This window comes from Corynebacterium suicordis DSM 45110, from assembly GCF_015351405.1.
GTDB lineage: Bacteria > Actinomycetota > Actinomycetes > Mycobacteriales > Mycobacteriaceae > Corynebacterium > Corynebacterium suicordis.
Window position 1 is genome coordinate 1020942 of the sequence record NZ_JADKMY010000001.1, and the last position, 23691, is coordinate 1044632.

24 protein-coding genes are annotated in these 23691 nt (G+C 60.5%); 19 read left to right on the plus strand and 5 right to left on the minus strand.

The genetic code is table 11. The features are described 5' to 3' along the window. Positions 1-38: 38 nt before the first annotated feature. Positions 39-1637, plus strand: a complete 1599-nt coding sequence (gene ffh, locus IRY30_RS04750; RefSeq protein ID WP_194556201.1) for a signal recognition particle protein — start codon at positions 39-41, stop codon at positions 1635-1637. A 21-nt stretch (positions 1638-1658) separates the two neighbouring features. Here the strand turns inward: ffh and IRY30_RS04755 are convergent, their stop codons facing one another. The 4 genes from IRY30_RS04755 to IRY30_RS04770 form a co-directional block, all read right to left on the minus strand. Further along, positions 1659-2387: a hypothetical protein gene (locus IRY30_RS04755; RefSeq protein ID WP_194556202.1), complete on the minus strand. Its 729-nt coding sequence runs from the start codon at positions 2385-2387 to the stop codon at positions 1659-1661. Then, on the minus strand, positions 2384-3157 hold the full coding sequence (locus IRY30_RS04760; protein WP_194556203.1) for an ATP-binding cassette domain-containing protein: 774 nt from the start codon (positions 3155-3157) through the stop codon (positions 2384-2386). The genes IRY30_RS04755 and IRY30_RS04760 overlap by 4 nt, the downstream gene beginning before the upstream one ends. Further along, on the minus strand, positions 3154-3546 hold the full coding sequence (locus tag IRY30_RS04765) for a GntR family transcriptional regulator (RefSeq protein WP_309825064.1): 393 nt from the start codon (positions 3544-3546) through the stop codon (positions 3154-3156). The genes IRY30_RS04760 and IRY30_RS04765 overlap by 4 nt, the downstream gene beginning before the upstream one ends. Before the next feature lie 90 nt (positions 3547-3636). Beyond that, the gene (locus tag IRY30_RS04770; protein ID WP_194556205.1) at positions 3637-5091 is read right to left on the minus strand and encodes a protein adenylyltransferase SelO; all 1455 of its coding nucleotides are present in this window, start codon (positions 5089-5091) and stop codon (positions 3637-3639) included. Between the two features lie 195 nt (positions 5092-5286). Here IRY30_RS04770 and rpsP point away from each other — a divergent pair, with 195 nt between their 5' ends. The 13 genes from rpsP to IRY30_RS04835 all read left to right on the plus strand — a co-directional run bounded on the left by rpsP (position 5287) and on the right by IRY30_RS04835 (position 18200). After that, a complete protein-coding gene (rpsP, locus tag IRY30_RS04775) occupies positions 5287-5832 on the plus strand; it encodes a 30S ribosomal protein S16 (protein WP_194556206.1) in 546 nt (181 codons plus the stop codon). Between the two features lie 212 nt (positions 5833-6044). Then, entirely contained in the window at positions 6045-7388 is a 1344-nt protein-coding gene (gdhA, locus tag IRY30_RS04780) for an NADP-specific glutamate dehydrogenase (RefSeq protein ID WP_194556207.1), read from the plus strand. Between the two features lie 26 nt (positions 7389-7414). Further along, positions 7415-7981, plus strand: coding sequence for a ribosome maturation factor RimM (gene rimM / locus IRY30_RS04785; protein ID WP_194556208.1), 567 nt, complete (start codon positions 7415-7417; stop codon positions 7979-7981). Positions 7982-8016: 35 nt separating this feature from the next. Beyond that, a complete protein-coding gene (trmD, locus tag IRY30_RS04790; RefSeq protein ID WP_374708547.1) occupies positions 8017-8877 on the plus strand; it encodes a tRNA (guanosine(37)-N1)-methyltransferase TrmD in 861 nt (286 codons plus the stop codon). Between the two features lie 57 nt (positions 8878-8934). Then, the gene (locus IRY30_RS04795; protein ID WP_194556209.1) at positions 8935-11325 is read left to right on the plus strand and encodes a Tex family protein; all 2391 of its coding nucleotides are present in this window, start codon (positions 8935-8937) and stop codon (positions 11323-11325) included. A 166-nt stretch (positions 11326-11491) separates the two neighbouring features. Beyond that, a complete protein-coding gene (gene rplS / locus IRY30_RS04800) occupies positions 11492-11833 on the plus strand; it encodes a 50S ribosomal protein L19 (protein WP_194556210.1) in 342 nt (113 codons plus the stop codon). 152 nt (positions 11834-11985) lie between these two features. Then, a complete protein-coding gene (gene lepB / locus IRY30_RS04805) occupies positions 11986-12804 on the plus strand; it encodes a signal peptidase I (protein ID WP_374708546.1) in 819 nt (272 codons plus the stop codon). 54 nt (positions 12805-12858) lie between these two features. Further along, the gene (locus tag IRY30_RS04810) at positions 12859-13512 is read left to right on the plus strand and encodes a ribonuclease HII (RefSeq protein WP_228502960.1); all 654 of its coding nucleotides are present in this window, start codon (positions 12859-12861) and stop codon (positions 13510-13512) included. 49 nt (positions 13513-13561) lie between these two features. After that, entirely contained in the window at positions 13562-13870 is a 309-nt protein-coding gene (locus IRY30_RS04815; protein WP_194556212.1) for a DUF2469 domain-containing protein, read from the plus strand. Between the two features lie 132 nt (positions 13871-14002). Continuing rightward, positions 14003-14365: a YraN family protein gene (locus tag IRY30_RS04820; protein ID WP_194556213.1), complete on the plus strand. Its 363-nt coding sequence runs from the start codon at positions 14003-14005 to the stop codon at positions 14363-14365. 3 nt (positions 14366-14368) lie between these two features. Further along, positions 14369-15958 (plus strand): YifB family Mg chelatase-like AAA ATPase, encoded by a 1590-nt coding sequence (locus IRY30_RS04825; protein WP_194556214.1) that lies wholly within the window; start codon positions 14369-14371, stop codon positions 15956-15958. Then, positions 15945-17189: a DNA-processing protein DprA gene (gene dprA, locus IRY30_RS04830; RefSeq protein WP_194556215.1), complete on the plus strand. Its 1245-nt coding sequence runs from the start codon at positions 15945-15947 to the stop codon at positions 17187-17189. The genes IRY30_RS04825 and dprA overlap by 14 nt, the downstream gene beginning before the upstream one ends. A 27-nt stretch (positions 17190-17216) precedes the next feature. After that, the gene (locus IRY30_RS04835; RefSeq protein ID WP_194556216.1) at positions 17217-18200 is read left to right on the plus strand and encodes a tyrosine recombinase XerC; all 984 of its coding nucleotides are present in this window, start codon (positions 17217-17219) and stop codon (positions 18198-18200) included. Here the strand turns inward: IRY30_RS04835 and IRY30_RS04840 are convergent. Then, on the minus strand, positions 18197-18805 hold the full coding sequence (locus IRY30_RS04840; RefSeq protein ID WP_194556217.1) for a M23 family metallopeptidase: 609 nt from the start codon (positions 18803-18805) through the stop codon (positions 18197-18199). The two genes, IRY30_RS04835 and IRY30_RS04840, sit on opposite strands and share 4 nt — an antisense overlap. A 509-nt stretch (positions 18806-19314) precedes the next feature. Here IRY30_RS04840 and rpsB point away from each other — a divergent pair. From rpsB to IRY30_RS04865, 5 genes are all read left to right on the plus strand, one after another. Continuing rightward, on the plus strand, positions 19315-20178 hold the full coding sequence (rpsB, locus tag IRY30_RS04845; RefSeq protein ID WP_194556218.1) for a 30S ribosomal protein S2: 864 nt from the start codon (positions 19315-19317) through the stop codon (positions 20176-20178). Between the two features lie 131 nt (positions 20179-20309). Continuing rightward, on the plus strand, positions 20310-21128 hold the full coding sequence (gene tsf / locus IRY30_RS04850; protein ID WP_194556219.1) for a translation elongation factor Ts: 819 nt from the start codon (positions 20310-20312) through the stop codon (positions 21126-21128). Positions 21129-21439: 311 nt separating this feature from the next. After that, positions 21440-22135 (plus strand): UMP kinase, encoded by a 696-nt coding sequence (gene pyrH / locus IRY30_RS04855; protein ID WP_228502966.1) that lies wholly within the window; start codon positions 21440-21442, stop codon positions 22133-22135. 68 nt (positions 22136-22203) lie between these two features. Beyond that, positions 22204-22761, plus strand: coding sequence for a ribosome recycling factor (gene frr / locus IRY30_RS04860; RefSeq protein ID WP_194556221.1), 558 nt, complete (start codon positions 22204-22206; stop codon positions 22759-22761). A 5-nt stretch (positions 22762-22766) separates the two neighbouring features. Continuing rightward, a complete protein-coding gene (locus IRY30_RS04865) occupies positions 22767-23618 on the plus strand; it encodes a phosphatidate cytidylyltransferase (RefSeq protein WP_194556222.1) in 852 nt (283 codons plus the stop codon). Positions 23619-23691 lie beyond the last annotated feature (73 nt).

A 23691-nucleotide genomic window follows, 5' to 3' on the forward strand; every position in this document is an offset into this window, starting at 1 on the left:
ACGCAGCCACTTCACGCGAAGAAGGAGACACGCACAGAGTGTTTGAGTCGCTTTCAGATCGCCTTTCCGGCGCCCTCCAGGGGCTTCGTAGCAAAGGCCGGTTAACTGAGCAGGACATCAATGCCACCGCCCGCGAAATTCGCCTGGCGCTGCTGGAAGCCGATGTCTCACTGACCGTGGTGCGCGGTTTCATCAGCCGCATCAAGGAGCGCGCGGCGGGCTCGGAAGTTTCCGAGGCTCTGAATCCTGCGCAACAGGTGGTCAAGATCGTCAACGAGGAGCTCGTGGGCATCCTCGGTGGCGAGACGCGCCGTCTGAACCTGGCCAAGAACCCGCCGACCATCATCATGCTGGCTGGTCTGCAGGGTGCGGGTAAGACCACCCTGGCCGGTAAGTTGGCCAAGCACCTGGCTGGGCAGGGCCACACCCCGATGCTTATCGCTTGTGACCTGCAGCGACCCGGCGCGGTGCAGCAGCTGCAGATCGTCGGTGAGCGGGCCGGAGTACCCACCTTCGCGCCAGATCCCGGCACGTCCATGGAATCCATGGATCACCAGATGGGCACCAGCCACGGCGATCCCGTGCAGGTGGCGCAGTCCGGTATCGAAGAGGCCTACCGCTCGCAGCATGACATCGTGATCATCGATACCGCGGGTCGTCTGGGTATCGACGAAGAGCTCATGGCTCAGGCGCGCAATATCCGCGACGCAGTGGAGCCGGATGAAGTTCTCTTCGTGATTGACTCCATGATCGGTCAGGACGCCGTGACCACCGCTCAGGCCTTCCGCGATGGCGTGGATTTCACCGGCGTGGTGCTAACGAAGCTGGACGGCGATGCCCGCGGTGGCGCAGCACTGTCCATCCGTGAGGTGACCGGCAAGCCGATCATGTTCGCCTCCACGGGTGAGAAGCTGGAGGATTTCGATGTCTTCCACCCTGACCGCATGGCCAACCGCATCCTGGGCATGGGCGACATGCTCAGCCTCATCGAGCAGGCCGAAAAGGTCTTCGATCAGGAGGAGGCGGAAACCTCCGCCATGCGCATGGCTTCCGGCGAGCTCACGCTGGAGGACTTCCTTGAACAAATGATGATGATCCGCCGCATGGGTCCACTGGGCAACATCCTGAAGATGATGCCGGGCGGCTCCCAGATGTCCAAGATGGCGGACATGGTGGATGAGAAGCAGCTGGATCGCATCCAGGCAATCATCCGCGGTATGACCCCTGCAGAGCGCAAGGACCCGAAGATCCTCAACGCTTCTCGCCGCAAGCGCATCGCACTGGGCTCAGGCGTGAGCGTGTCTGAGGTAAACCAGCTGGTGGAGCGCTTCTTCGAAGCGAAGAAGATGATGGGCAAGATGGCCGGCCAGTTCGGCATGGGCGGCGGCAGTTCTGCCACGAAGAAGCAGAAGAATCACCGCAAGGGCAAGAACGGCAAGAAGGGTAAGGCTGCGAAACGTCGCGGTCCTACCCAGCCGAAGATGCCTCCAGGAATGGGCGGCATGCCTGGAATGCCAGGAATGCCCGGCGGGGGAATGCCGGATATGGCTGAGCTGCAGAAGATGCAGGAACAGCTGCCCCCAGGTTTCGAGAACATCGATTTCTCGAAGATGGGCTTTGGCAAGAAGGGCAAGTAGCTCGCTCGCCCGTCCTGTGTTTTAAGCGGCTCGCGTTTCGCTCCCAAAGGTTTGCTTTGTGGCTGCGACGTGAGCGGCGATGAGTCCCAGGACAATCATCGGGACAGAGTAGAAGAAAACTCCTGGCCAGGGTGCGGGCACGCCGTAATCCCACATCAAGTTTCCTGCCCACGAGGTGAGGGAGACAACAATGATCCCTACGGCTATGAAGCCGAATATTCCCCGGACACCGTGGCTGCGCATGACGGCACCTAAGGCCATTCCGCTGAGGCTCACCGCCAAGTTCACGCAGAGAATTCCGAGGAATGTCAGCGCCATCGAGGCGAAACTGCCCATATTGGCGGGCATCGTGTGAGGCTCCACGATGATGACCTCTGGTGCAAGTCTCCATGAAGGAATGATGTAGCTCTCGAAAGGATCATTGCGCAGCAGGTCTAGTGGCGCGTAGTGGATGATGAGAATCGGAATCACACTGAACACCACACTCATCAACACTGCCGCGATAGTTCCGGAACTCCACCAGCGGGTAGGCGAGACATGGTGTTTGATGATTGGCACTGAGTTATACGCTTGCAGGGCCATGATGAGGAAAAAGGCCAGGTAGTGCATGAGATCGGGGAAGAACCAGTCCGATCCCCACCAGCTGAGGCCAGCGAACAGCGCAGCTATGGCGAAGAGCGCAAGGAAAAACTCAGCGGCCCGTCCGCCGTGAAATACGCTGAACAGAGTGAAATTTTTGCTTCGGATCATGAGTTTTCTCCCTGGTGTTGTGCGCTAGTGGCGTGCTCGCTCAGCAACTCGATGAGTTCGCCGTGGCTGAGGTAGGAAATCTCCATGCCGGTTTCTTGTGCGGCCTGAGCGGCCTCCGCAGTGAGAGCCTTGCCCAGTACCGCGCGAGTGGTGGCGCCGAGACTGCTTTTGTGCAGAACCGGGTAACCCTGCGTGAATTCAGCTATGCATGATTGTTCTCCCGTAATGACCGGGTGCTGGAGGCGAGCGGTATCGAGATCTAGTGGATCGCTCACCTCATGCTGATGCACCGTGATGAGGCGCTCAATGAGCCCCTCGAGGTCACCAGCATGTTGAGAGGTGACCAGAATGCTCATGTCTGGGTTCTCCAGAGATAGCTCGCTCAATGAGGATGTGAGCTGTTTGCGGTGTGCGGAATCCAAGCCATTGAATGGTTCATCGAGCAGTAAGGTGCTTTTTCCAGAAAAAACCACTCCTGCGTTGATGACCTTTTGCCGCTGTCCCAGGCTGAGTTTTCGCCATGGGGTAGTGGCGGGAAACCCAATCCAGTCGGTGGCAGCTTTCACATCGAGTTTCCTCCAGCCTGCGGAAATGGTCCGGAAATGCTGCTTAGGATTCCTCCCGAAGTAGTGCATATCGCCCGCTGCTTGACCCATGGCTGATCGGAGATCCTGCGCCAGCTCGCGCAGGTAGTGAGTCTTACCTGCGCCGTTTGGTCCCACGATTCCAGTGATTCCGGGGGTGGGGGATTGTCCGGGTGTTGTGTTCATGCGCGCATCTCCTTTGCGATGAGCTGTTGAATATCTCCCTCGGAAAGCCCCAGGGCTGTTGCTTCGCGGATCAAGGGCTGGATGAAGTTCTTCGCAAAGTGCTGCTGCCTTTGAGACATGATGGTTGTCTGCGCCGAATCGGTGACGAACATGCCGAGGCCTCGCTTTTTAATCACCAACGCTTCTTCATGAAGTTGGGTGAGTGCCTTCGCCGCGGTGGTGGGATTAACTGTGTAAAACGCGGAGATTTCATTGGTGGACGGGACTCGATCACCTGCGGCTAGCTGGCCAGCGCCGATGCGGCTTTTGATCTCTTCTGCAATTTGCAGATAGATCGGTCGGGGATCATGGGGATCGATGGGCATTGCTGTCACCTCCTCTTCACTCATTGGGATCATGGGTTACCCATGTAGGTGGTAAACCTAGGCGAGGGGCGTGCCCCTGTCAAGAGCTGGAATTGCCGTTACCCCGCCTTCCGATTAGGTGCCGCAGTAGGTGGTGTAATCCCCGAAGCCTTCTGGCGCAGGCTGGGTGAACTTCTCCGCATGTGCCTGGCACTCAGAATTGGTGGGGTCGAAGGGGTCCGTGACCGCCGAAAGCAATTCTTCGAAGGGCTCCATATTTCTGCCAGCCGCCTGCGAAAGCGCCTCTTCCACCAAGTGGTTGCGGGGGATACGCACAGGATTGACGCGCTTCATGAGCTCGGCATCGGGGTTCTCGGCACGCCAGCGCTGCATCCATTCTTCGGGCAGCAACGTACCTTGCGGCTCTTCCTGTGAATCAGCCTCGGCCAAGTTACGCAGCACCGTCAGGTGATCGGGATGCGCAGCATTGAGCCAGTCGAGGAACTCCTCCAGCAACTGCCTCCGCGCATCCGTAGCTTCGGCAAGGCCCAAGGCAGGAAGCCACGTGGATTCCATCGCCTGGTGGAAATACCCGGGGAAGCGCTTGAGCTCTTCAGTGGCCGCAGCGATGGCACCCTCGGTATCCACGCCCAATTGCGCCTCGATGAGCGGCAACAGGGATTCCGCGAGACGCTCCAGGTTCCACATCATGATCGGACCCTGGCGGCCGAACGCATAGCGTCCCTGCTGGTCAATCGAGCTAAACCACGCGTTCGAATCAAACGCATCCACGAACGCGCACGGCCCATAATCAATGGTCTCGCCGGAAATCGAGGTGTTATCCGTATTCATCACCCCATGCACAAACCCCACGTGCATCCACTGCGCAATCAGCTGCGCCTGCCGGATGCTCACCCGGCGGAGCAGCCCCACGTAATCCCCATCGTCCAGCTCGTCTGCGTAGTGCCGGGCGATGGCAAAGTCCGCCAGATCTTCCAATTGCCCGGGATTGCGCTCGTGCAGCATCCGCGCGAGCTGGAAACTTCCCACCCGTAGGTGAGAGCTAGCAACCCGCACCAAAATCGCACCGGGTTCTATTCCTTGTCGGCGCAAAGATTCGCCCGTCAGAATCACCGCCAGAGCTCGCGTGCTGGGAATGCCCATCGCGTGCATGGCCTCGCTGACCAGGTACTCCCGCAGCATCGGGCCAACCGTAGCGCGGCCATCAGCGGAACCGCGGGAAAACGGGGTGCGTCCGCTGCCCTTGAGGTGGATATCCCGCAGACCCTCGGCGGTTTCTACCTCGCCCAGGAGAACGGCTCTGCCGTCACCGAGCCGAGGATTGAACTGCCCGAACTGATGGCCCGCGTAGCCCTGGGAGACAGGATGAGCGGACTCCGGGAGCTGCTCACCCATGAGGAAGCGCAAGCCATCCTCACTGCGCAGCCACGCGGCATCCATACCGAGCTCCTCTGCGAGGGAAACGTTGAGGATGAGGAGGGTGGCGTCGGGAAAAGAAGTGGGAGACCACGGCGCGCTCATACCCGGCAAAGTATCGGCGAAACTGGACAGTAGGGTTGGTGCAGACATACCTGCCACTGTAGCGCGCCGATTTTTGGGGATAAGGCGAGCATGCACTAGTATTTGCAAGGTTGCTGCGTTACATCGAGCCCGACCACGGTCGGACGATAGTCACACGCAGCTAAAACAACAAGGGTTGAACCGGCTTTCTGCATAACGGCAGGAAGTGTCTGAACTGCCCAGTGACCACAGAAGGAGCCAATCATGGCCGTTAAGATCAAGTTGCAGCGCGTGGGTAAGATCCGCAACGCTGAGTACCGTGTTGTCGTGGCAGATGCCCGCACCCGTCGTTCCGGCAAGGTTATCGAGAACCTGGGCATCTACCAGCCAGGTTACGAACCATCCATCATCCGCATCGATTCCGAGCGCGCACAGTACTGGCTGGGAGTTGGCGCACAGCCAACCGAGCCAGTGGCAGCACTGCTCAAGGTGACCGGCGACTGGCAGAAGCACAAGGGCCTCGAGGGCGCCGAGGGCACCCTGAAGCCACAGCCAGAGAAGAAGTCCAAGCTGGACCTGTTCAACGAGGCTCTCTCCGAGGCTTCCGAAGGCCCAACCGCTGAGGCCATCACCGAGAAGAAGCGCAAGGCCAAGGAAGACGCAGAAGCCAAGGCTGCCGCCGAGGTTGCTGCTGCTGAAGCCGCTGCTGAGAAGGAAGCTGCAGAAAAGGCTAAGGCCGAAGCTGCTGAGTCCGAGTCCGCTGATGAGGCTCCTGCAGAAGAAGCTCCTGCTGAGGAATCCGCAGAGTAATTCTGTACTAGTTCTTCGCTAGTGAAAGACCGACCCGTTTGGGTCGGTCTTTTTTTGTGTGTGAAAAGGCCCGGGGAGCGTTGGTGAATGGGCGAGTGAGTGGATCCGAGCACCCCCAGCCGGGTGTCACGGAACCTGTGGGTCACCTAAACTCGCAGGAGTACTAGAGTTATCGCAGTTATCGCGCATTTTTCGCCCTTGGAGGTTTCACCGTGAACGTTGACCAGACCGTGAAGAGTTATTACGAGCAGATCCTGCAGCGCAATGCCGGTGAGCCAGAATTCCACCAGGCAGTGGCTGAGGTGCTGGAAAGCCTCAAGCACGTGCTGCAGAAGAATGATCACTACTCCAAAGACGGTTTGATCGAGCGCATGTGTGAGCCAGAACGCCAGATCATCTTCCGCGTGCCCTGGGTGGACGATAAGGGCCAGGTGCAGGTCAACCGTGGTTTCCGCGTGCAGTTCAACTCCGTGTTGGGTCCATATAAGGGTGGCTTGCGCTTCCACCCATCCGTGAACCTGGGCATCATCAAGTTCCTGGGCTTCGAGCAGATCTTCAAGAATTCCCTGACCGGCCTGCCCATCGGCGGCGGCAAGGGTGGGTCGGACTTCGACCCCAAGGGCAAGTCCGATCACGAGGTCATGCGCTTTTGCCAGTCCTTCATGACTGAGCTCAACCGCCACATCGGCGACAAGGTGGACGTGCCAGCCGGTGACATCGGCGTGGGTGGACGCGAGATCGGTTACCTCTTCGGCCAGTACCGCCGCATGAATAACCGCCACGAGTCCGGCGTGCTCACCGGCAAGGGCCTGCAGTGGGGTGGCTCGCTTGTGCGCACCGAGGCCACCGGTTTCGGCACCGTGTACTTCACCCAGGAAATGATGAACGCCGGTGGCGAGCGTCTGGATGGGGCACGCGTGATCGTGTCCGGTTCCGGCAACGTGGCCATTTACGCCATCCAGAAGGCTCAGGAACTGGGTGCCACCGTGGTGGGCTTCTCCGATTCCTCCGGCTATGTCTCCACCCCAGACGGCGTGGACGTGGAACTGCTGCGCGATGTCAAGGAAAACCGACGCGAGCGCGTGGCCACCTACGCCAAGGAAGCCAATGATGCCGAGTTCCACGAGAACGGCAACATCTGGGAGATCGAAGCCGATGTGGCTCTGCCTTGTGCCACCCAGAATGAGCTGGATGGCGAATCCGCCAAGCTCCTGGCAGATAACGGCGTGAAATTTGTGGCCGAGGGTGCCAATATGCCATGTACCCCGGAGGCCGTGGAGGTCTTCCGCAAGCGCAAGATCCACTTCGCACCAGGCAAGGCAGCAAATGCCGGTGGCGTGGCCACCTCCGCGCTGGAGATGCAGCAGAACGCCTCCCGCGATTCCTGGACGTTCGAATACACCGATAAGCGCCTCAAGGGCATCATGCGCAACATCTACCGTGCCTGCGCGGACACCGCCGCGGAGTACGACGTGGAAGGCGATTACGTGGCAGGTGCCAACATCGCGGGCTTCCGCAAGGTCGCCGATGCAATGCTGGCGCAAGGTGTGATTTAAAGCAGGCGTGATTTAGACTAATCCGCATGGTTGAAGTGCAGATTGGTCGCGTAATCAAACCCCACGGCGTGCGTGGGGAACTCGTGGTGGATGCCACCACCGACCAGCCAGAGCTGCGGTTCGCCAAGGGCACCGTGCTCAACGGCAAGCAGGCGGGCAAGGAGATCACCCTCACGGTGCGCTCCACCCGCCCACACCAGGGCCGCCTCCTGCTCACCGCGGAGGAAGTCCCGGATCGCAACGCAGCCGATACCCTGCGTGGCGTTCGCTTCTTCGCCGAGCCCATCCTCGATGAGGATGAAGAGTCCTATTACGATCACCAGCTCGAAGGCCTCCGCGTGCTCAACGTGGGGCCGGTCAGCGAAGAAGAGGCTTATGCCCGCGCCTATGAAGGCGCTCAGCCTGAGCCCGAGGATATCGGCGAAGTGGTAGCTGTTTCCCACAGCCCAGCCGGCATGCTGCTGGAAGTCAGCCTGGATGATCAGCCTGGCAAGACTGCCCTGATCCCTTTCCGCACGGCAATCGTTCCCATCGTGGATCTGGACAACGAGGCGCTGGTCATCACCCCGCCCGAAGGTCTGCTGGAACTCTAGGAACGTGAACACGCTAGGAAATTGGTAGCAGACCTGTGCGCTTAGACATCATCACCATCTTTCCCGAGTACCTGGAGCCCCTCCGCCATGCTCTACTGGGCAAGGCCATTGAGCGCGGAATCCTGCAGGTCGGAGTGCATAATCTCCGCAGCTGGACCACCGACGTGCACCAAGCCGTGGATGATTCCCCTTACGGTGGCGGTCCCGGCATGGTCATGAAGCCGGAAGTGTGGGGCCCGGCTCTTGCGGATGTGGCAGCCCGCTCGGGCGCGGCCGCCGCAGCGGAGGATCTCACCTCCTCGGTCTCGCATCGTGCGTCTTCTCCTTCTTCTTTTATCGACGCCAACTCGGACCAGGGTGACGTCGATAAGAAACAACCACTCCTGATTGTCCCCACGCCCGCGGGCGCCCCGTTCACCCAAGAGATGGCGGAGCGCTGGTCGAATGAGGACCACGTGGTCTTCGCCTGTGGTCGCTACGAGGGGATTGACCAGCGCGTGGTGGACGATGCGGCGCGCACTTATCGGGTGGAAGAAGTATCCATCGGGGATTACGTGTTGATCGGTGGGGAAGTGGCCGTGCTGGTGATGGCCGAGGCGATGGTGCGGCTGATCCCCGGGGTGCTGGGCAATCAGGCCAGCCACCAGGAAGATAGTTTCCAGGATGGGTTGCTGGAAGGCCCGAGCTACACCAAGCCGCGAGTGTGGAATGACCTCGAAGTGCCTCCGGTATTGCTCAGTGGAAACCACGGCAAGGTGGAGCGGTGGCGTCGGGATCAGGCGCTTCTGCGTACCTCCGCGCGGCGCCCGGATCTGCTCAATCGGCTGCGCGTGGCGGGGGAGATTTCTGCCCGGGATGAGAAGGCGTTGGAGTTGGGGCGCTCGCCGGAAGAGTAGGTGCAGAGTGCTGGGCGGTAGGCGGGGTCGCGCGCGCTGCCTACTAAGGTAGGCGGAATGATTTCCCAGACTATTGCGCACGAACTCCATGTCAGCGAGAAGGATGTGCGGGCCACCATTGCCCTGCTGGACGAGGGCAACACGGTGCCCTTCATCGCCCGTTATCGCAAGGAAGCCACCGGTGGTCTGGACGATTCGCAGCTGCGCACCCTGGAGGCTCGGCTGAACTACCTGCGGGAATTGGAAGAGCGTAAAGCTGCAGTCCTTGACGCGATCGAATCCCAGGGCAAGTTGACCGAGGAGCTACGCACGGAAATCCTGGCGGTGGAAACCAAGGCGCGGCTGGAGGATTTGTACCTCCCCTATAAAACGAAGCGCCGCACGAAGGCCACGATTGCCCGGGAAGCGGGCTTGGAACCACTGGCTCAGAAACTGCTTGCGGGCACTTCAGAGGATCCCGCGAAGCTGGCAGCTGAGTACATCACCGAGGTCTTTGCCGATGCTGCATCCGTGCTCACGGGTGCGCGGCACATTGTGGTGGAGGACATCGCCACTGATGCAGACGTGGTGGGCCGGATTCGCGAGGAATACTTCAAGCGCGGCAGTGCCATCTCCGAGGTGATCGCCGGGCAGGAGGATGCCGGATCCAAGTACCGCGATTACTTCGAGTTTTCCGAGCCATTCCACAAGTTGCCCAGCCACCGCATCCTGGCGCTGCTGCGCGGGGAGACCGAAGGCGTGCTGCGCGTGAACTTCGCCGCTGGTGATGGCGCCGATGAGGATGCAGATAATGCCTACTTCCAGCATCTGATTGCCCAGCTGGCAGAGCTGGAACCGCAGGGGGATGCCGCGGACAAATTCCGCGCCGAGTGCGTGCGCTTCGCGTGGCGGACCAAGCTCTCCGTGAGCTCCGCGGTGGACGTGCGAATGCGGCTCAAGGAACGCGCCGATGAAGGTGCGGTGCAGGTGTTTTCCCGGAACCTGCGGGATCTGCTGCTGGCCGCGCCCGCGGGACAACGCGCCACGCTGGGCTTGGACCCGGGATACCGCAACGGTGTGAAGTGTGCCGTGGTGGATTCCACGGGCAAGGTGCTGGACACCGTGGTGGTCTACCCGCACCAGGGGCAGGCCAAGTGGGAACAAGCGCGGGCAATCCTGGCGGACATGACAGCCAAGCACCGCGTGGAGCTCCTGGCAGTGGGAAATGGCACGGCCTCGCGAGAGACGGAAAAGCTGGCCCGCGAGATCGCGGATCTCATCGCGCAGGCAGGCGGCAGCAAACCTCAGTCGGTCATCGTCTCTGAATCCGGCGCATCCGTGTATTCGGCCTCTGAAGTGGCCGCGCGTGAATTCCCGGATATGGATGTCTCCCTGCGCGGGGCGGTATCCATTGCCCGTCGCCTGCAGGATCCCCTGGCTGAGCTGGTGAAGATCGACCCGAAATCAATCGGCGTGGGCCAGTACCAGCACGACGTGAACCAGACACTCCTCTCCGCCGGCTTGGATTCCGTGGTGGAGGACGCCGTGAACTCCGTGGGCGTGGACGTGAACTCCGCCTCCACCCAGCTGCTGGAACGCGTGGCGGGCGTGACCTCCACCCTGGCCAGCAACATCGTGGGCTACCGCGATGAAAACGGAGCCTTCGCCTCCCGCAAGGAATTGCTGAAGGTGCCACGCCTGGGTCCTAAGGCATTCGAGCAGGCCGCGGGATTCCTGCGCATCCACGGTGCCAAAGACCCGCTGGATTCCTCCGCCGTGCACCCCGAGGCATACCCGCTGGTCCACCAGATCGGCGAGCAAGCTGGGCTGACCGTGGACGCGCTGATTGGGAATACGCGGGCGCTTTCCGGAATGCGCCCGGAACAGTTCGCCGATGAGAAGTTCGGCGTGCCGACAGTTACCGACGTCCTGGCAGAGCTGGACAAACCTGGACGAGACCCCCGCCCGACGTTCGAGACGGCGCGGTTTGCTGATGGCGTCGAAAAAATTTCTGACCTCACCGAGGGCATGATCCTAGAGGGCACCGTGACCAACGTGGCTGCCTTCGGCGCGTTCGTGGACGTGGGCGTACACCAGGATGGGCTGGTTCACGTCTCCGCGATGAGCACGTCTTTTGTCCAGGATCCGCACGAGGTGGTGTCCTCCGGACAAGTGGTGAAGGTGCGCGTGGTGGACGTTGATGTGCAGCGCCAGCGCATCGGGTTGTCGCTCGTTCTTTCTTCCGACGCCACCAGCTCCGGCAAAAACAGCGCGTCACGCGGGGAGCAGCGGAATGGCGGTAAGGGGAGCGCACAGGGTTCCGGGTCTCGAGGTGCTGGCGGGAAGAACCACAACCGAGGTAAAGAACAGCGCGGCCAGCAGGGTTCCAAACAAGGATCGAAGCAGGGATCCAAGCAGGGGAGCGGCGGCGGTTCGCTGGCTGATGCCTTGCGAAAGGCCGGTTTCTAAATCCGCGCGCTAAATAGATTGCCCGGCGGGTCTTATTTGCCTGTTCGCGGCACCTGCTGGCATACTGCTTAAGTTAATCAGTTGTGGGTACGAACCCGTAGGCGCATCCAAGAGGGATGAAAAGCCGCGAGGATCCTCTATCCAGACGAATACGAAGGATTCTTCTATGCATATTCTCGACAAGGTCGATGCAGCGCAATTGCGTTCCGACATCCCAGATTTCCGCCCAGGCGATAGCGTTGACGTGCACGTCAAGGTCATCGAGGGTTCCAAGTCCCGTATCCAGGTGTTCCGCGGTGTAGTCATTCGCCGTCAGAACTCCGGTATCCGCGAGACCTTCACCGCCCGCAAGATCTCCTTCGGCATCGGTGTGGAGCGCACCTTCCCAGTGCACTCCCCAAATATCGATCACATCGATATCCTCTCCCGCGGCAAGGTGCGCCGCGCGAAGCTGTACTACCTGCGCGATCTGCGCGGCAAGGCAGCCAAGATCAAGGAAAAGCGCTAAGCTTCTCCCGCATCACAGAGCCCTCAACTGGCGTCCGCTTCACAGTGGATCCAGATGGGGGTTTTTCCTGTTGTCTGCAAAGATAATGGAACCCGACGTGGCCGAGCCTGAGGCGTTTAACCCCACCGGCTCCACTGGTACGCTGACTCCTTGTGAATAGTCATCGCGAAGAAAGTTCTGACTCCGCTGAGCAGAGCAATGCAAAGGGAAAAAGCTCCGCTGCTCCCGTCTCCACGAAGGTGAAGAAGGAGAAGGCAGAGAAGAAAACCTACCCGTGGTGGGTGGAGATGCCCATCATCATCGTGGTGACACTCCTGCTGCTCGGAGCCTTCAACACGTTCGTGGGTCGCATGTACCTGATTCCTTCGGAGTCCATGGAACCCACGCTGCATGGCTGTGCCGGCTGTGAGCCTGACCGGATCTTCGTGAACAAGCTGGCCTATGGCGATGGGGAATCCCCAGAGCCCGGCGAGGTCGTGGTATTTGTGGGAACCGATTCGTGGAACACCGAATACACCACCCAGCGGTCCGGAAACCGCGTCATCCGCGGTATTCAGAATGCCGGTAGCTACATCGGATTGGTCGCACCTGATGAGAACACCCTGGTCAAGCGAGTCATCGCCACCGGTGGGCAAACCGTGGAATGCCAAGAGGGCGATTCCGGAATCAAGGTTGACGGCAAGGTCCTCAACGAGCCGTACATCAACAATCCTCCCACCTACGCGATTAGCGATACCCCGACCGGCTCAGCAGCCTGCGGCGGCGAATTCTTCGGCCCCGTCACCGTTCCAGACGGCAACATCTGGGTGATGGGCGATAACCGCACCAACTCCCTGGATTCCCGCGGACACATGGGTGACCAACTCCAGGGCACCATCCCCGTGGACAACGTGGTGGGAGAAGTCGAAGCAATTGTGCTGCCGTTTTCCCGCATCGGCGGCGTGGACTCCGTAGATAACCAAGCTGCCTAGCCCACACGTCTCTTGCTTTCCCCCGAACATCCCGCGAGCCTGACCCGCGGACAGCTGCAGTCACTCCCGCATTCCCGCACCCTCGAGCACGCGTTGCACGAGGCGGGCTTGGGCCCCGTGGCCGGCGTGGATGAGGCAGGCCGCGGGGCGTGCTGCGGCCCCATCACCATGGCTGCGTGCATCCTGCCGCCCGGTCCCATCCCAGAGCTGGACACGCTCACGGATTCCAAGAAGCTCTCGCCGAAGAAGCGCGATCATCTCTTCGACCTCATCAAAGCCACGGCTGAGGCGTTTTCTGTGGTGCACATTTCGGCGTCGGAAATAGATCGGCGAGGCATCCAGCCGGCGAACGTGGACGGGATGCGACGCGCGGTGGCGGGGCTTTCCACCATTCCCGGATACGTGCTCACCGATGCGGTGCGGGTGCCTGGCCTGCCACAACCCCACCTGCCGATGCTCAAGGGCGATCAGCTGTCCCGCTGTATCAGTGCAGCGAGCGTGCTGGCGAAAGTCTCCCGGGATCGGCTCATGGTGGCGCTGGATGCCGAATATCCCGAGTACGGATTGGCCGGGCACAAGGGTTATGGCACGGCCGCGCACATGGCTGCGGTGAGTCTGCATGGCGGAACCCCGCATCACCGTTACACTTACAAAAATGTGGCTGCGGCTCGTTCCGAGTACCAGCAACGGTTGCAACCAGAGGCATGAATGGCCGAATGTTCGGTCGCGCGATTTCCCGGAAGGTGTGGACGCTCAAGTGAGTACTGAAGACCTGGATGATTACGAGGCAAACGTCGAGCTCTCCATGTACCGCGAGTACCGCGACGTGGTCAGCCAGTTTTCCTACGTGGTAGAGACGGAGCGTCGTTTCTACCTGGCCAACGCAGTGGAGTTGATTCCCCGCAACTCCGGCGGCGAGGTCTACTACGAGGTCCGTATGTCCGACGCCTGGGTATGGGACATGTACCGCCCCGCCCGCTTCGTGCGCTACGTCCGCGTGATCACCTACAAGGACGTGAACATAGAGGAGCTGGACAAGCCGGAGCTGCAGCTTCCGGAGAACTAGCTCTCCGTTTCTTCCCTTTCTTTTCTTTCCTTCTCCACAGGCCAGGCGCTTTCCACAGCGTCCTGGCCTTTTGTTGTTTCCCCTCCCTTTTTCCCGACGCCACCCTCCAGGCCCTCAGGCATCCTCTGATTCATGACTACAAAGGCAATGGGGGACGCGGGTGAAGACTGCGCGGTGCGCTACCTGAGCGAGATGGGGTGGCAGGTGCTGGAACGGAACTGGGAATGCCGGGTGGGGGAGCTGGATATCGTGGCTCTTTCTGCCGGGGTGCTGGTGTTCGTGGAAGTGAAGTACCGAACGCGAACCCGATTCGGTTCCGGGGCAGAAGCCATCACTCCTGCGAAGATTCGCCGGGTGACTGCAACAGCTTTGCAATGGATGGAGTCTCATCGCCGCGAACTGCAGGCGCGGGGCGCCAACTCCTCGCCGTTGCGCTTCGATGTCATAGACGTGGGCCCAGCCGGGGTGCGCCAGCATATTCAGGGCGCGTGGTAGCTGATGGCGGTGGGGTACTCGTTCGCGATGGCGCTGGAGGGCCTTGAGGGTCTGGTGATCCGCGTGGAGTGTGATCTGGGCCTGGGACTTCCTGGAATCAGTGTGATCGGCATGGGCGATGCTGCGGTGGTGCAGGCGCGGGATCGGATCCGCGCGGCCATGAATAATTCCGGGATGCACTGGCCTGGCCAAAAGGTAGTGATGAGCCTTTCCCCGGCTGGAGTGCCAAAACACGGGGCAGGGTATGACCTGGCGATGGTGTGTGCGATGTTGGCCGCTCGCACCGGTAGCACTGGGATGCAGGAACGCCTGCGGCATAGCATCTTGGTGGGCGAGCTGAGCTTGGATGGCAGGTTGCGCAGCGTACCGGGCATCCTTCCTCGGGCAGTGGCCGCGAGCCGCCGAGGGATGAACATATTGGTGGTGCCCGAGGCGAATCATTCAGAGGCCGCTCACGTGGCCGCGCTGGTGGATGGGGTGCAGATCCTGGTGGCCTCTAACCTGCGGGATGTGGCCGAATGGCTGACCACGGGGCGCGGATTGCTGGAGGCACGCGAGTTCGCCGAGTTGATCGCGCAGGGATCGGAAACGCAGGAGCCGGGGATACACGGGGAAAACGTCTCTGAGACACCGGATATGGCAGACGTGGTCTCCCAACCCGAAGCCCGGCGCGCCCTGGAAGTGGCCGCCGCGGGTGGGCATCACCTGTTGTTCGTGGGGCCACCCGGAACCGGAAAGTCTATGCTCGCTCAGCGACTGCCCGGGATCCTGCCAGAGCTTCAACCACACGAGCTTTTGGAAAGCGCTGCGCTGCACTCCATCGCCGGGGCACACAGTCAGATCCAGCAGATCTTCCGCGGCCAGCGGGTCTTCATCGCCCCGCACCACACCGTTACTCAGGCTGGGCTCGTTGGTGGGGGTGCGCGGCCGAAACCCGGAGCCGTGAGCCTGGCCCATCACGGGGTGTTGTTTCTGGATGAGATCGCGGAGATGTCCCGCCCAGTGCTGGACACGTTGCGCGTGCCTATGGAATCCGAGTGCGTGGAGCTAACCCGCCAACAACGCACAGTGCGATTCCCCGCGAAGTTTCAGTTGGTGTGTGCGGCCAACCCTTGCCCGTGTGGAGCGGAGTTCGCAGCTCAATGCACGTGCGCCTCGGGTGCTCGGATGAAGTATCAAGCCAAGCTTTCCGGACCCTTGCGGGATCGGATTGACCTGTTCGCGCGGACGAGGAGCAATACCTTGGCCACGCTGACCCTGGGAGGAGAGGAAAGCTCGGCTCAGGTGAGGCAGCGGGTAGTGGAGGCAGACGCACGAGCGCGGAGGCGATGGGGCGGCGTCGATAAAGAAGGCACCTATTCCGGGGCGGTGAACGCGACGATCTCCGGCAAGGTCTTGCGCACGGAGGCACCCGCCGAAGAAGCGGGGATGTGGGCGCTGCAGGACTTCCTACGGAGGGGATCGCTCTCACAGCGCGGGGTGGATAGGGCACTGCGAGTGAGTTGGACGCTTGCGGACCTGCAAGGCAAAGACAAACCGGGAGTAGCCGAAGTTCTCGATGCAGTGGAGATATACAGCGATGACATTCAGTGAGGATTTCAGGCGGGAACTGGCGTGGATTTATCTGCGGCACGTGGTGGAGGGCAGTAGGCCGGATGTGCTGGCAGAATTGTGGCCCGAAGGTTGGGAACTTCGACGCCTGAACGAGACTCCCGGGGATGTGACCCGTTTATCGGGCAGGATTCTGCGCCGGGATTCCTCGCTTCCGCAGTCGGTGTTGAATGCGACTGCTCACCGCTATGACTTTGATCCGCGCCGGCAATGGGAAACCACCCAGCGAGAGAACATGCGGATACTCACCCCAGATTCCCCGCAATGGCCCACCGAGCTCACCGATGCCTTCGTGCGCATGACTGGGACCGGAGCGGATAAGGACGCGGGAGTGAGGGGTCAGGCAGAAGCTCCCTTTGCGCTGTGGGTGCGTGGCTCGGGTGACTTGGCGCAGCTGACAAAGCAGTCCGTGACGATGGTGGGTACGCGCGCGGCCACGCGCTACGGGAAATCCGTGACCGAGCAATTTGCTACGGAACTATGCGCCAGCGGTTATGCAATCGTCTCGGGAGGCGCCGTGGGCATTGATAAGCATGCGCATACGGCGGCTCTTGCGGCTGGGGCTCCGACGATTGCCTTGATGGCTTGCGGGGTGGATGTGGATTACCCCGCGGCGCACCGGGAATTGTTTCAGCGCATCGTTGCTGCGGGTTCTCTGATCGTCAGCGAGTACGCGCCGGGCACTTCAGCGGCTCGCCATCGTTTCCTCACGCGCAACCGGTTGGCTGCTGCATTGGGCAAGGCAACGGTATTGGTGGAGGCGCCGCTGCGCTCTGGGGCGATGAACACCATGAACTGGGCTGAAGCCATGCTCAAACCCATGCTCGCGGTGCCCGGTCCAGTGGATTCCGTTTCCAGCCAGGGAGCGCTGGTGCGGATCCAACAGGGGAGGGCAAGTCTGGTGCGCACGGCCCAGGACATCCTGGACGTGGTTGATCCACTGGGGACGCAACTCACGCTTGATCTGGATGCGGGCGAAAGCGAGTTGGGTGCGGACCGAGTACTGGATCCAGCCGGGCAGCAGAAGCTCAGCTGGCAGGAAACCGCAGTGTTCGATGCAGCAGGCATTGAATCGGATGACAGTGGCTACCTGGTGCAGATGCAAAGAGATACGGGATTGGACGGTGCCTTGGTCATGCGCACTGTCCGGGATTTGGAACTCAAAGGGGTTCTCGTTCGCCAGGGAGAAAGGTGGATCAAGGTTCGCTCGTAGTGCTGAGTCGCGTATAGGATTAATCCCATGAGTCACTCCAGTACCACGCGCCGGGAAGCCCTGGTCCCCGGTTCGCCATTGGCGCGGGCGGTGGAGGAGTATCAAAACCACTTGCGGTACGTGGTGGGGCGTTCGGATAACACCATCCGTGCATATTCCCAAGATCTGACAGCTGCGCTCGAGGGCAAGGAGGAGATCGCGGATTTCACCTTGGATCACGCCCGGGATGTGCTGGGGTGGGCAGTGGAAAGGGAGGCCAGCCGGGCATCGATTAGCCGCATGGTCTCCTCGCTCAAGGGCTTCGGCACATTCTTGGCGCACAAGGGTCTGGTGGAAGCCAACCCTGTCAGTGCGCTCAAGGCCCCGAAACCGCAGAAGCATCTGCCTCGCGTGCTCAGGTTGGATCAAGCCAATGACGTGTTGGATGCCGCCCGCACTCGCGCGCAGCAAGTAAAAGATGATCCCGAAGCTACTCCGCGGGAGCGCGCGCTATCCGTGCGAGATTGGGCGATGCTCGAGGTGCTGTATGCCACCGGCATTCGCGTGGGTGAGCTGGCTGGTGCGGACATAACCGATGCGGATCTGCAGAATCACTATCTCCGCGTCACGGGTAAGGGCAATAAGACTCGGGTGGTTCCGTTCGGCAAAACGGTTTCCGATGCCCTCATTGAATGGTTGAAGGTCAGAACCTCACTGTTGAATTCGCGGGCAGCCAAGGGTTCGTCATCCGCACTGTTTCTCGGGGCACGAGGGGGTCGCATTGACCAGCGACAGATCCGCAGCGTGGTGAATAGCGCCACAGAATCAGCCGACGGCCCGAGGCTTTCACCGCATGGGTTGCGGCATTCCGCGGCGACCGCAGTGTTGGAGGGTGGCGCAGATCTGCGATCCGTCCAGGAGCTACTCGGTCACTCCAGCATGGCCACCACGCAGATCTACACTCACGTGGGAGCCGAACGCCTGCAGGCTGTCTTCCGTCAGGCTCACCCGCGCAGCGGCGACTCGCGCTAGTCCGCTGGAACAGAGGGGTATAGCCGCACGTGCGGAGTGCCGAGCAGCGTGAGCGGATCCACATAGGTCTCTCCCACGCGCGCACCCCAAGACAACCCGGGCCCCTTACGTGCGTGTTCCCCCAAAGTCGCGGTACCCACCAGGTGGCCAATCAGCTGACCTCGGCGCACTGTGTCACCTTTCTTCAATTCTGTGCGGACAGGCTCATACGTGGTGCGCAGCCCATCTGTATGCAGCACAGAGATCACAGGCGTGCCCGCCACTGATCCGGCGAAGTGCACTGTGCCCCCGCGAGACGCGAATACTGAATCACCTAGTTGCGCCCGGAGATCCACACCGCGGTGTCCGCTTTCCCAGTTCTTCTCTGGGATGGCCGCGGGAGTCAGGACCGCGCTCTGCGGAGATTCTCCAGGTGAGGTGGCGATGGGGAGGCGATGAGTGCGGGACAGGGGAGCGGCAGGGAGTTCAGGTTGAGAAGTGGGAACAGCCTGCCCGAGTGCAGGCGGGATGCTCAGCTGCAGCAGGATGATGCTTAACAGGGCGATAAGCCAGCAGAAAGCGGTGGTGGAGACCCGTGGATCATTCGGTCTGAAAGGTGGATGCATGGGATCAGGGTGGCGTCGAAAAGAAAGGGAAACAACCACCACGGACGGCCGCCTGTGGACAACGAACTTTATCCACAGACACGCTGCTCAACTAAGTTGTTGCTTGCCGTAATCACGGGGTAAGGTGGGCGACAGCAGTATGCAAAAGTTTTGCCCGATGGCACAGTCACTGAAGTATTCGCACAGAAGAAATCAGTGATTATGTGCCGGAGATAGAGTGCCACGCATTAGCACTCGGCAAGGCGCCCATGCTGACTACGCGTAGATGAGATGCGACCTCATTTTGCTTTCACCATCACGGTCCCCAAGTATTTCCGCAAGGAAAGCGGGGCACAGGTGAAGCGCAGCCCGAGGATATCTGCCAGGACGCTTTGCGAACATCGACCCAGCCGGGAAGATGCAAGTAGAGCGAATGAAAACCGTAAAACCTTTAGACTTTTGAAAGCGAGGAAGGGGCAGCACTTCATACGGAAGCGCTGAACACTCAGTGAGACTGCCCCTGTAACACTATGGCTGTTGTTACTATGCGCGAACTGCTCGATGCTGGTGTGCACTTTGGTCACCAGACCCGTCGTTGGAACCCGAAGATGAAGCGATTCATCTTCACGGACCGCAACGGCATCTACATCATCGATTTGCAGCAGACCCTGACCTACATCGACGAAGCATACGAATTCGTCAAGGAGACTGTTGCCCACGGTGGCCACATTCTCTACGTCGGTACCAAGAAGCAGGCTCAGGAAGCCGTTCAGGTACAGGCCGACCGTGTCGGAATGCCTTACGTGAACCACCGATGGTTGGGTGGCATGCTCACCAACTTCCAGACCGTGGCAAAGCGTCTGCACCGCCTCAAGGAGCTCCAGGCAATGGACGCTGCTGAGGACGGCTACCAGGGCCGCACCAAGAAGGAAATCCTCATGCTGACCCGCGAGCGCACCAAGCTGGAGCGCGTGCTGGGCGGTATCGCGGAAATGTCCAAGATTCCTTCCGCACTGTGGATCATTGACACCAACAAGGAGCACATTGCTGTCGCCGAGGCGCACAAGCTGAACATTCCTGTTGTCGCAGTCATCGATACCAACTGTGACCCAGACGTGGTTGACTTCCCGATCCCAGGCAACGACGATGCGATCCGTTCCGCAAACCTGTTGACCTCCGTGATCTCTTCCGCTGTGGAGGCAGGCCGCCAGGCTCGCACCGAGCGCCAGGAAGCTGCTGCCAAGGACGCTGCCGGCGATACCGCTGAAGCTCCAGCCGCAGAGGCAACCACTGAGGCACCAGCAGAAGCTGCTGCTCAGGAGGCTCCAGCCACCGAAGCTCCAGCAGCTGAAACCCCAGCAGCTGAGGCAACCGAGGCTAAGTCCGCAGAGTAATTACTCTCACCGCCCACCCCGTATGGACCACCTGAAACGGTGCCCAACGGGCGTGGGCGATCGTCTTCACTTAGGCTGTTGAGCAAACGGCTACATTGAACTTTTCCACCAATCTAGGAGGAACGCCACATATGGCGAACTACACCGCAGCAGACGTAAAGAAGCTCCGCGAAATCACCGGTTCCGGCATGATGGACTGCAAGAAGGCACTCGTTGAAGCCGAGGGCGACTTCGATAAGGCCATCGAGATCCTGCGCATCAAGGGCGCCAAGGACGTGGGCAAGCGCGCAGAGCGCTCCGCCTCCGAGGGCCTGATCGCCATCTCCGGAAACACCATGATCGAGGTCAACGCCGAGACCGACTTCGTGGTCAAGAACTCCGAGTTCATTGACTTCGCAAACAAGGTCGCTGAAGCTGCCGCTGCCGCTAAGGCCAACTCCCGCGAAGAGCTGGAGAACGTTGACATCGACGGACAGACCGCACTGGATGCACTCCAGCAGCTCTCCGCCAAGATCGGCGAGAAGCTCGAGCTCAAGCGCGCTGTCACCATCGAGGGCGACAACGTTGCTGTGTACAAGCACCACCGTTCCGCTGACCTGCCTCCAGCAGTCGGCGTGTTGGTTGCCTACACCGGCGATAACGCTGAGGCTGCACGCGCAGCTGCTATGCAGGTTGCAGCCCTCAAGGCTCGCTTCCTGTCCATCGAGGATGTTCCTTCCGATATCGTCGCCAAGGAGCGCGAGATCGCTGAAGCTACCGCTCGCGAAGAGGGCAAGCCAGAAAAGGCACTGCCAAACATCGTTGAGGGTCGCGTCAAGGGCTTCTACAAGGATGCTGTTCTGCTGGAGCAGCCATCCGTCACCGAATCCAAGAAGACCGTCAAGCAGGTAGCCGAAGATGCCGGCATCCAGCTGACCGCCTTCGAGCGTTTCGAAGTTGGCCAGGCTTAATAGCTTCTGGCTCGTAGTCAACCGGTGAGAGAACATGGTTTCTCTCGCCGGTTTTCTTTATGCCTTCATGTGGTTGCTGGGGTGTGGCGGCGGCGCGACAGGGGACGATCGCCCGCCCCGTTCCACCCGCATATTTTGGGGTGGCCTGATCGCCGGGCATGCCGTGGCCACGGTAGGGTGGTTAAACGAATATGTGCCAGCAGGTTGGGTGCCATTTCGTTTTTCGACGCCCAACTTCTCACCCCTCGAACTCTCATCAAGGAGACCAACGCGTGACTACCACCAATGACCGCAGCGCATACAAGCGAGTAATGCTGAAGCTGGGTGGTGAAATGTTCGGCGGTGGCAATGTCGGTATCGACCCAGACGTGGTGCAGAACGTCGCGCGACAGATTGCAGAAGTATCCAAGACCGGTGTGGAAGTAGCCGTGGTGATCGGCGGCGGAAACTTCTTCCGTGGGGCCCAGCTGCAGCAGCGCGGCCTGGATCGCTCCCGCTCTGACTACATGGGCATGCTCGGCACCGTGATGAACTGCCTGGCTCTCCAGGACTTCCTCGAGCAAGCAGGCGTGGACTGCCGCGTGCAGACTGCTATCCAGATGACCCAGGTGGCTGAGCCTTACCTGCCACTGCGGGCAGACCGACACCTGGAGAAGGGCCGCGTGGTGATCTTCGGCGCGGGCATGGGCATGCCATACTTCTCCACCGATACCACCGCTGCGCAGCGCGCCCTGGAAATCAGCTGTGACGTGCTGCTCATGGCCAAGGGAGTCGATGGCGTGTACAGCGATGATCCCCGCGTGAACCCCGATGCGGAACTGTTCACTGAGATCACCCCGCGCGAGGTCATCGAGAAGGGCCTCAAGGTGGCGGATGCCACCGCGTTCTCCCTGTGCATGGATAATGACATTCCAATCTTGGTCTTCAACCTGCTCACCGAAGGCAACATCGCCCGCGCTGTGGCTGGCGAAAAGATCGGCACGCTCGTCGCTACCCAGTCCAAGTAGAACAGAGGCTTGGCCGACCCGCGCGGTCAACAGCACTGCTGGGCCCGGCAGCTGGTAGATTCAATTCCATGATTGATGACGTTTTGCTTGAGTCCGAAGAGCGTATGTCCAGTTCCGTGGACCATGTCCGCGAAGACCTGACTACCATCCGAACCGGACGCGCCAACCCCGCGATGTTCAACGGCGTGGTCGCTGAATACTACGGCAGCCCCACCCCGATCACCCAGATGGCTACCATCAGCGTGCCTGAACCACGCATGCTGATCATCAAGCCTTACGAGCAGTCCTCCATGGGTGTCATCGAGAATGCGATCCGCAACTCGGATCTGGGTGTGAACCCCACCAACGATGGCCAGGTCATGCGCGTGACTATCCCGCAGCTGACCGAGGAGCGTCGTAAGGACCTCACCCGGGTGGCGAAGTCCAAGGGCGAAGATGGCAAGATCGCCATCCGCAACATTCGTCGCAAGGGAATGGAACAGCTGGCCAAGATCCAAAAGGACGGCGAAGCTGGCGAGGACGAAGTCAAGGCTGCAGAAAAAGAGCTGGACAAGGTCACGCAGAACTACGTCACTCAGGTTGAGTCCTTGGTTGAACACAAGGAAAAGGAGCTGATGGAGGTCTAAACCCCATGGGAGCTCCGAAACCGAAGAATGGAGCCGGTCGTGATCTGAAGCAGGCGATCGGCGTGGGCGTGCTGCTCGCGCTGTTGGTATTAGGCGCGCTGCAGTCACCCATCACGTGGTACCCACTGGTGGCTACCGCGATGGGTCTGGCCAGCTATGAGGTTTGGCGCCGGCTCTATGAAACGGGATACGTCCTGCCACTGGCCACCATCGTTATCGGCAGCCAGCTGATGGTTTACCTCTCATGGCCGTTCGGCACCACGGGTTTGGTGGCCGGATACGGCCTGAGCGTGCTGCTGTTGATGGTCACCCGCCTGTTCCATCACGGTCGCAAATCCCCACCGCACAACTACGTGCGGGACACGGCCGTGGGAATCTTCATCCTCACCTGGATCCCGTTGTTCGGCGCGTTCGCCGCCATGCTTTCCCGCATGGAGAATAACGAGGTCGCGGGCTCAGCCTTCATCTTCACGTTCATGCTGTGCGTGATCGCCTCCGACGTGGGCGGTTACGTCTTCGGCGTGTTCTTCGGTACTCACTCGATGGCACCAGCGGTGAGCCCCAAGAAGTCCTGGGAAGGCTTCGCCGGCTCGGTGGTGTTCTCCATCGCCGCTGGTATCGGCTGTGTCACCCTCATGCTGGGCGGCGAATTCTGGGTGGGCATCCTCCTGGGCGTGGGCCTGGCGACATGTGGCACACTCGGCGACCTCGTGGAATCCCAGTTCAAGCGCGATCTGGGCATCAAGGATATGTCCGGCATGCTTCCCGGCCACGGCGGCCTGATGGATCGCCTCGACGGCCTCTTGCCCGCAGCCATGATCACCTGGGTGGTCCTGAATATGCTCAGTGCTGTTTAACCGTTCCGGCGCTTAGCTGTTCCCCGAAGAACCCAAAAAAAACGCCCCGCAGGCTTGTGCTCCAAGTGAGCAG

What these genes read in the sequence shown, in the direction of transcription:
- IRY30_RS04770 (WP_194556205.1), bottom strand. Translation starts at nt 5,091, where the DNA reads ATGTCTGCACCAACCCTACTGTCCAGTTTCGCCGATACTTTGCCGGGT.
- rpsB (WP_194556218.1), top strand. Translation starts at nt 19,315, where the DNA reads ATGGCTGTTGTTACTATGCGCGAACTGCTCGATGCTGGTGTGCACTTT.
- frr (WP_194556221.1), top strand. Translation starts at nt 22,204, where the DNA reads ATGATTGATGACGTTTTGCTTGAGTCCGAAGAGCGTATGTCCAGTTCC.
- pyrH (WP_228502966.1), top strand. Translation starts at nt 21,440, where the DNA reads ATGCTGAAGCTGGGTGGTGAAATGTTCGGCGGTGGCAATGTCGGTATC.
- IRY30_RS04865 (WP_194556222.1), top strand. Translation starts at nt 22,767, where the DNA reads ATGGGAGCTCCGAAACCGAAGAATGGAGCCGGTCGTGATCTGAAGCAG.
- IRY30_RS04755 (WP_194556202.1), bottom strand. Translation starts at nt 2,387, where the DNA reads ATGATCCGAAGCAAAAATTTCACTCTGTTCAGCGTATTTCACGGCGGA.
- dprA (WP_194556215.1), top strand. Translation starts at nt 15,945, where the DNA reads ATGACATTCAGTGAGGATTTCAGGCGGGAACTGGCGTGGATTTATCTG.
- IRY30_RS04825 (WP_194556214.1), top strand. Translation starts at nt 14,369, where the DNA reads ATGGCGGTGGGGTACTCGTTCGCGATGGCGCTGGAGGGCCTTGAGGGT.
- IRY30_RS04840 (WP_194556217.1), bottom strand. Translation starts at nt 18,805, where the DNA reads ATGCATCCACCTTTCAGACCGAATGATCCACGGGTCTCCACCACCGCT.
- IRY30_RS04765 (WP_309825064.1), bottom strand. Translation starts at nt 3,546, where the DNA reads ATGAGTGAAGAGGAGGTGACAGCAATGCCCATCGATCCCCATGATCCC.
- rplS (WP_194556210.1), top strand. Translation starts at nt 11,492, where the DNA reads ATGCATATTCTCGACAAGGTCGATGCAGCGCAATTGCGTTCCGACATC.
- rimM (WP_194556208.1), top strand. Translation starts at nt 7,415, where the DNA reads ATGGTTGAAGTGCAGATTGGTCGCGTAATCAAACCCCACGGCGTGCGT.
- IRY30_RS04820 (WP_194556213.1), top strand. Translation starts at nt 14,003, where the DNA reads ATGACTACAAAGGCAATGGGGGACGCGGGTGAAGACTGCGCGGTGCGC.
- tsf (WP_194556219.1), top strand. Translation starts at nt 20,310, where the DNA reads ATGGCGAACTACACCGCAGCAGACGTAAAGAAGCTCCGCGAAATCACC.
- rpsP (WP_194556206.1), top strand. Translation starts at nt 5,287, where the DNA reads ATGGCCGTTAAGATCAAGTTGCAGCGCGTGGGTAAGATCCGCAACGCT.
- IRY30_RS04760 (WP_194556203.1), bottom strand. Translation starts at nt 3,157, where the DNA reads ATGAACACAACACCCGGACAATCCCCCACCCCCGGAATCACTGGAATC.
- IRY30_RS04835 (WP_194556216.1), top strand. Translation starts at nt 17,217, where the DNA reads ATGAGTCACTCCAGTACCACGCGCCGGGAAGCCCTGGTCCCCGGTTCG.
- IRY30_RS04795 (WP_194556209.1), top strand. Translation starts at nt 8,935, where the DNA reads ATGATTTCCCAGACTATTGCGCACGAACTCCATGTCAGCGAGAAGGAT.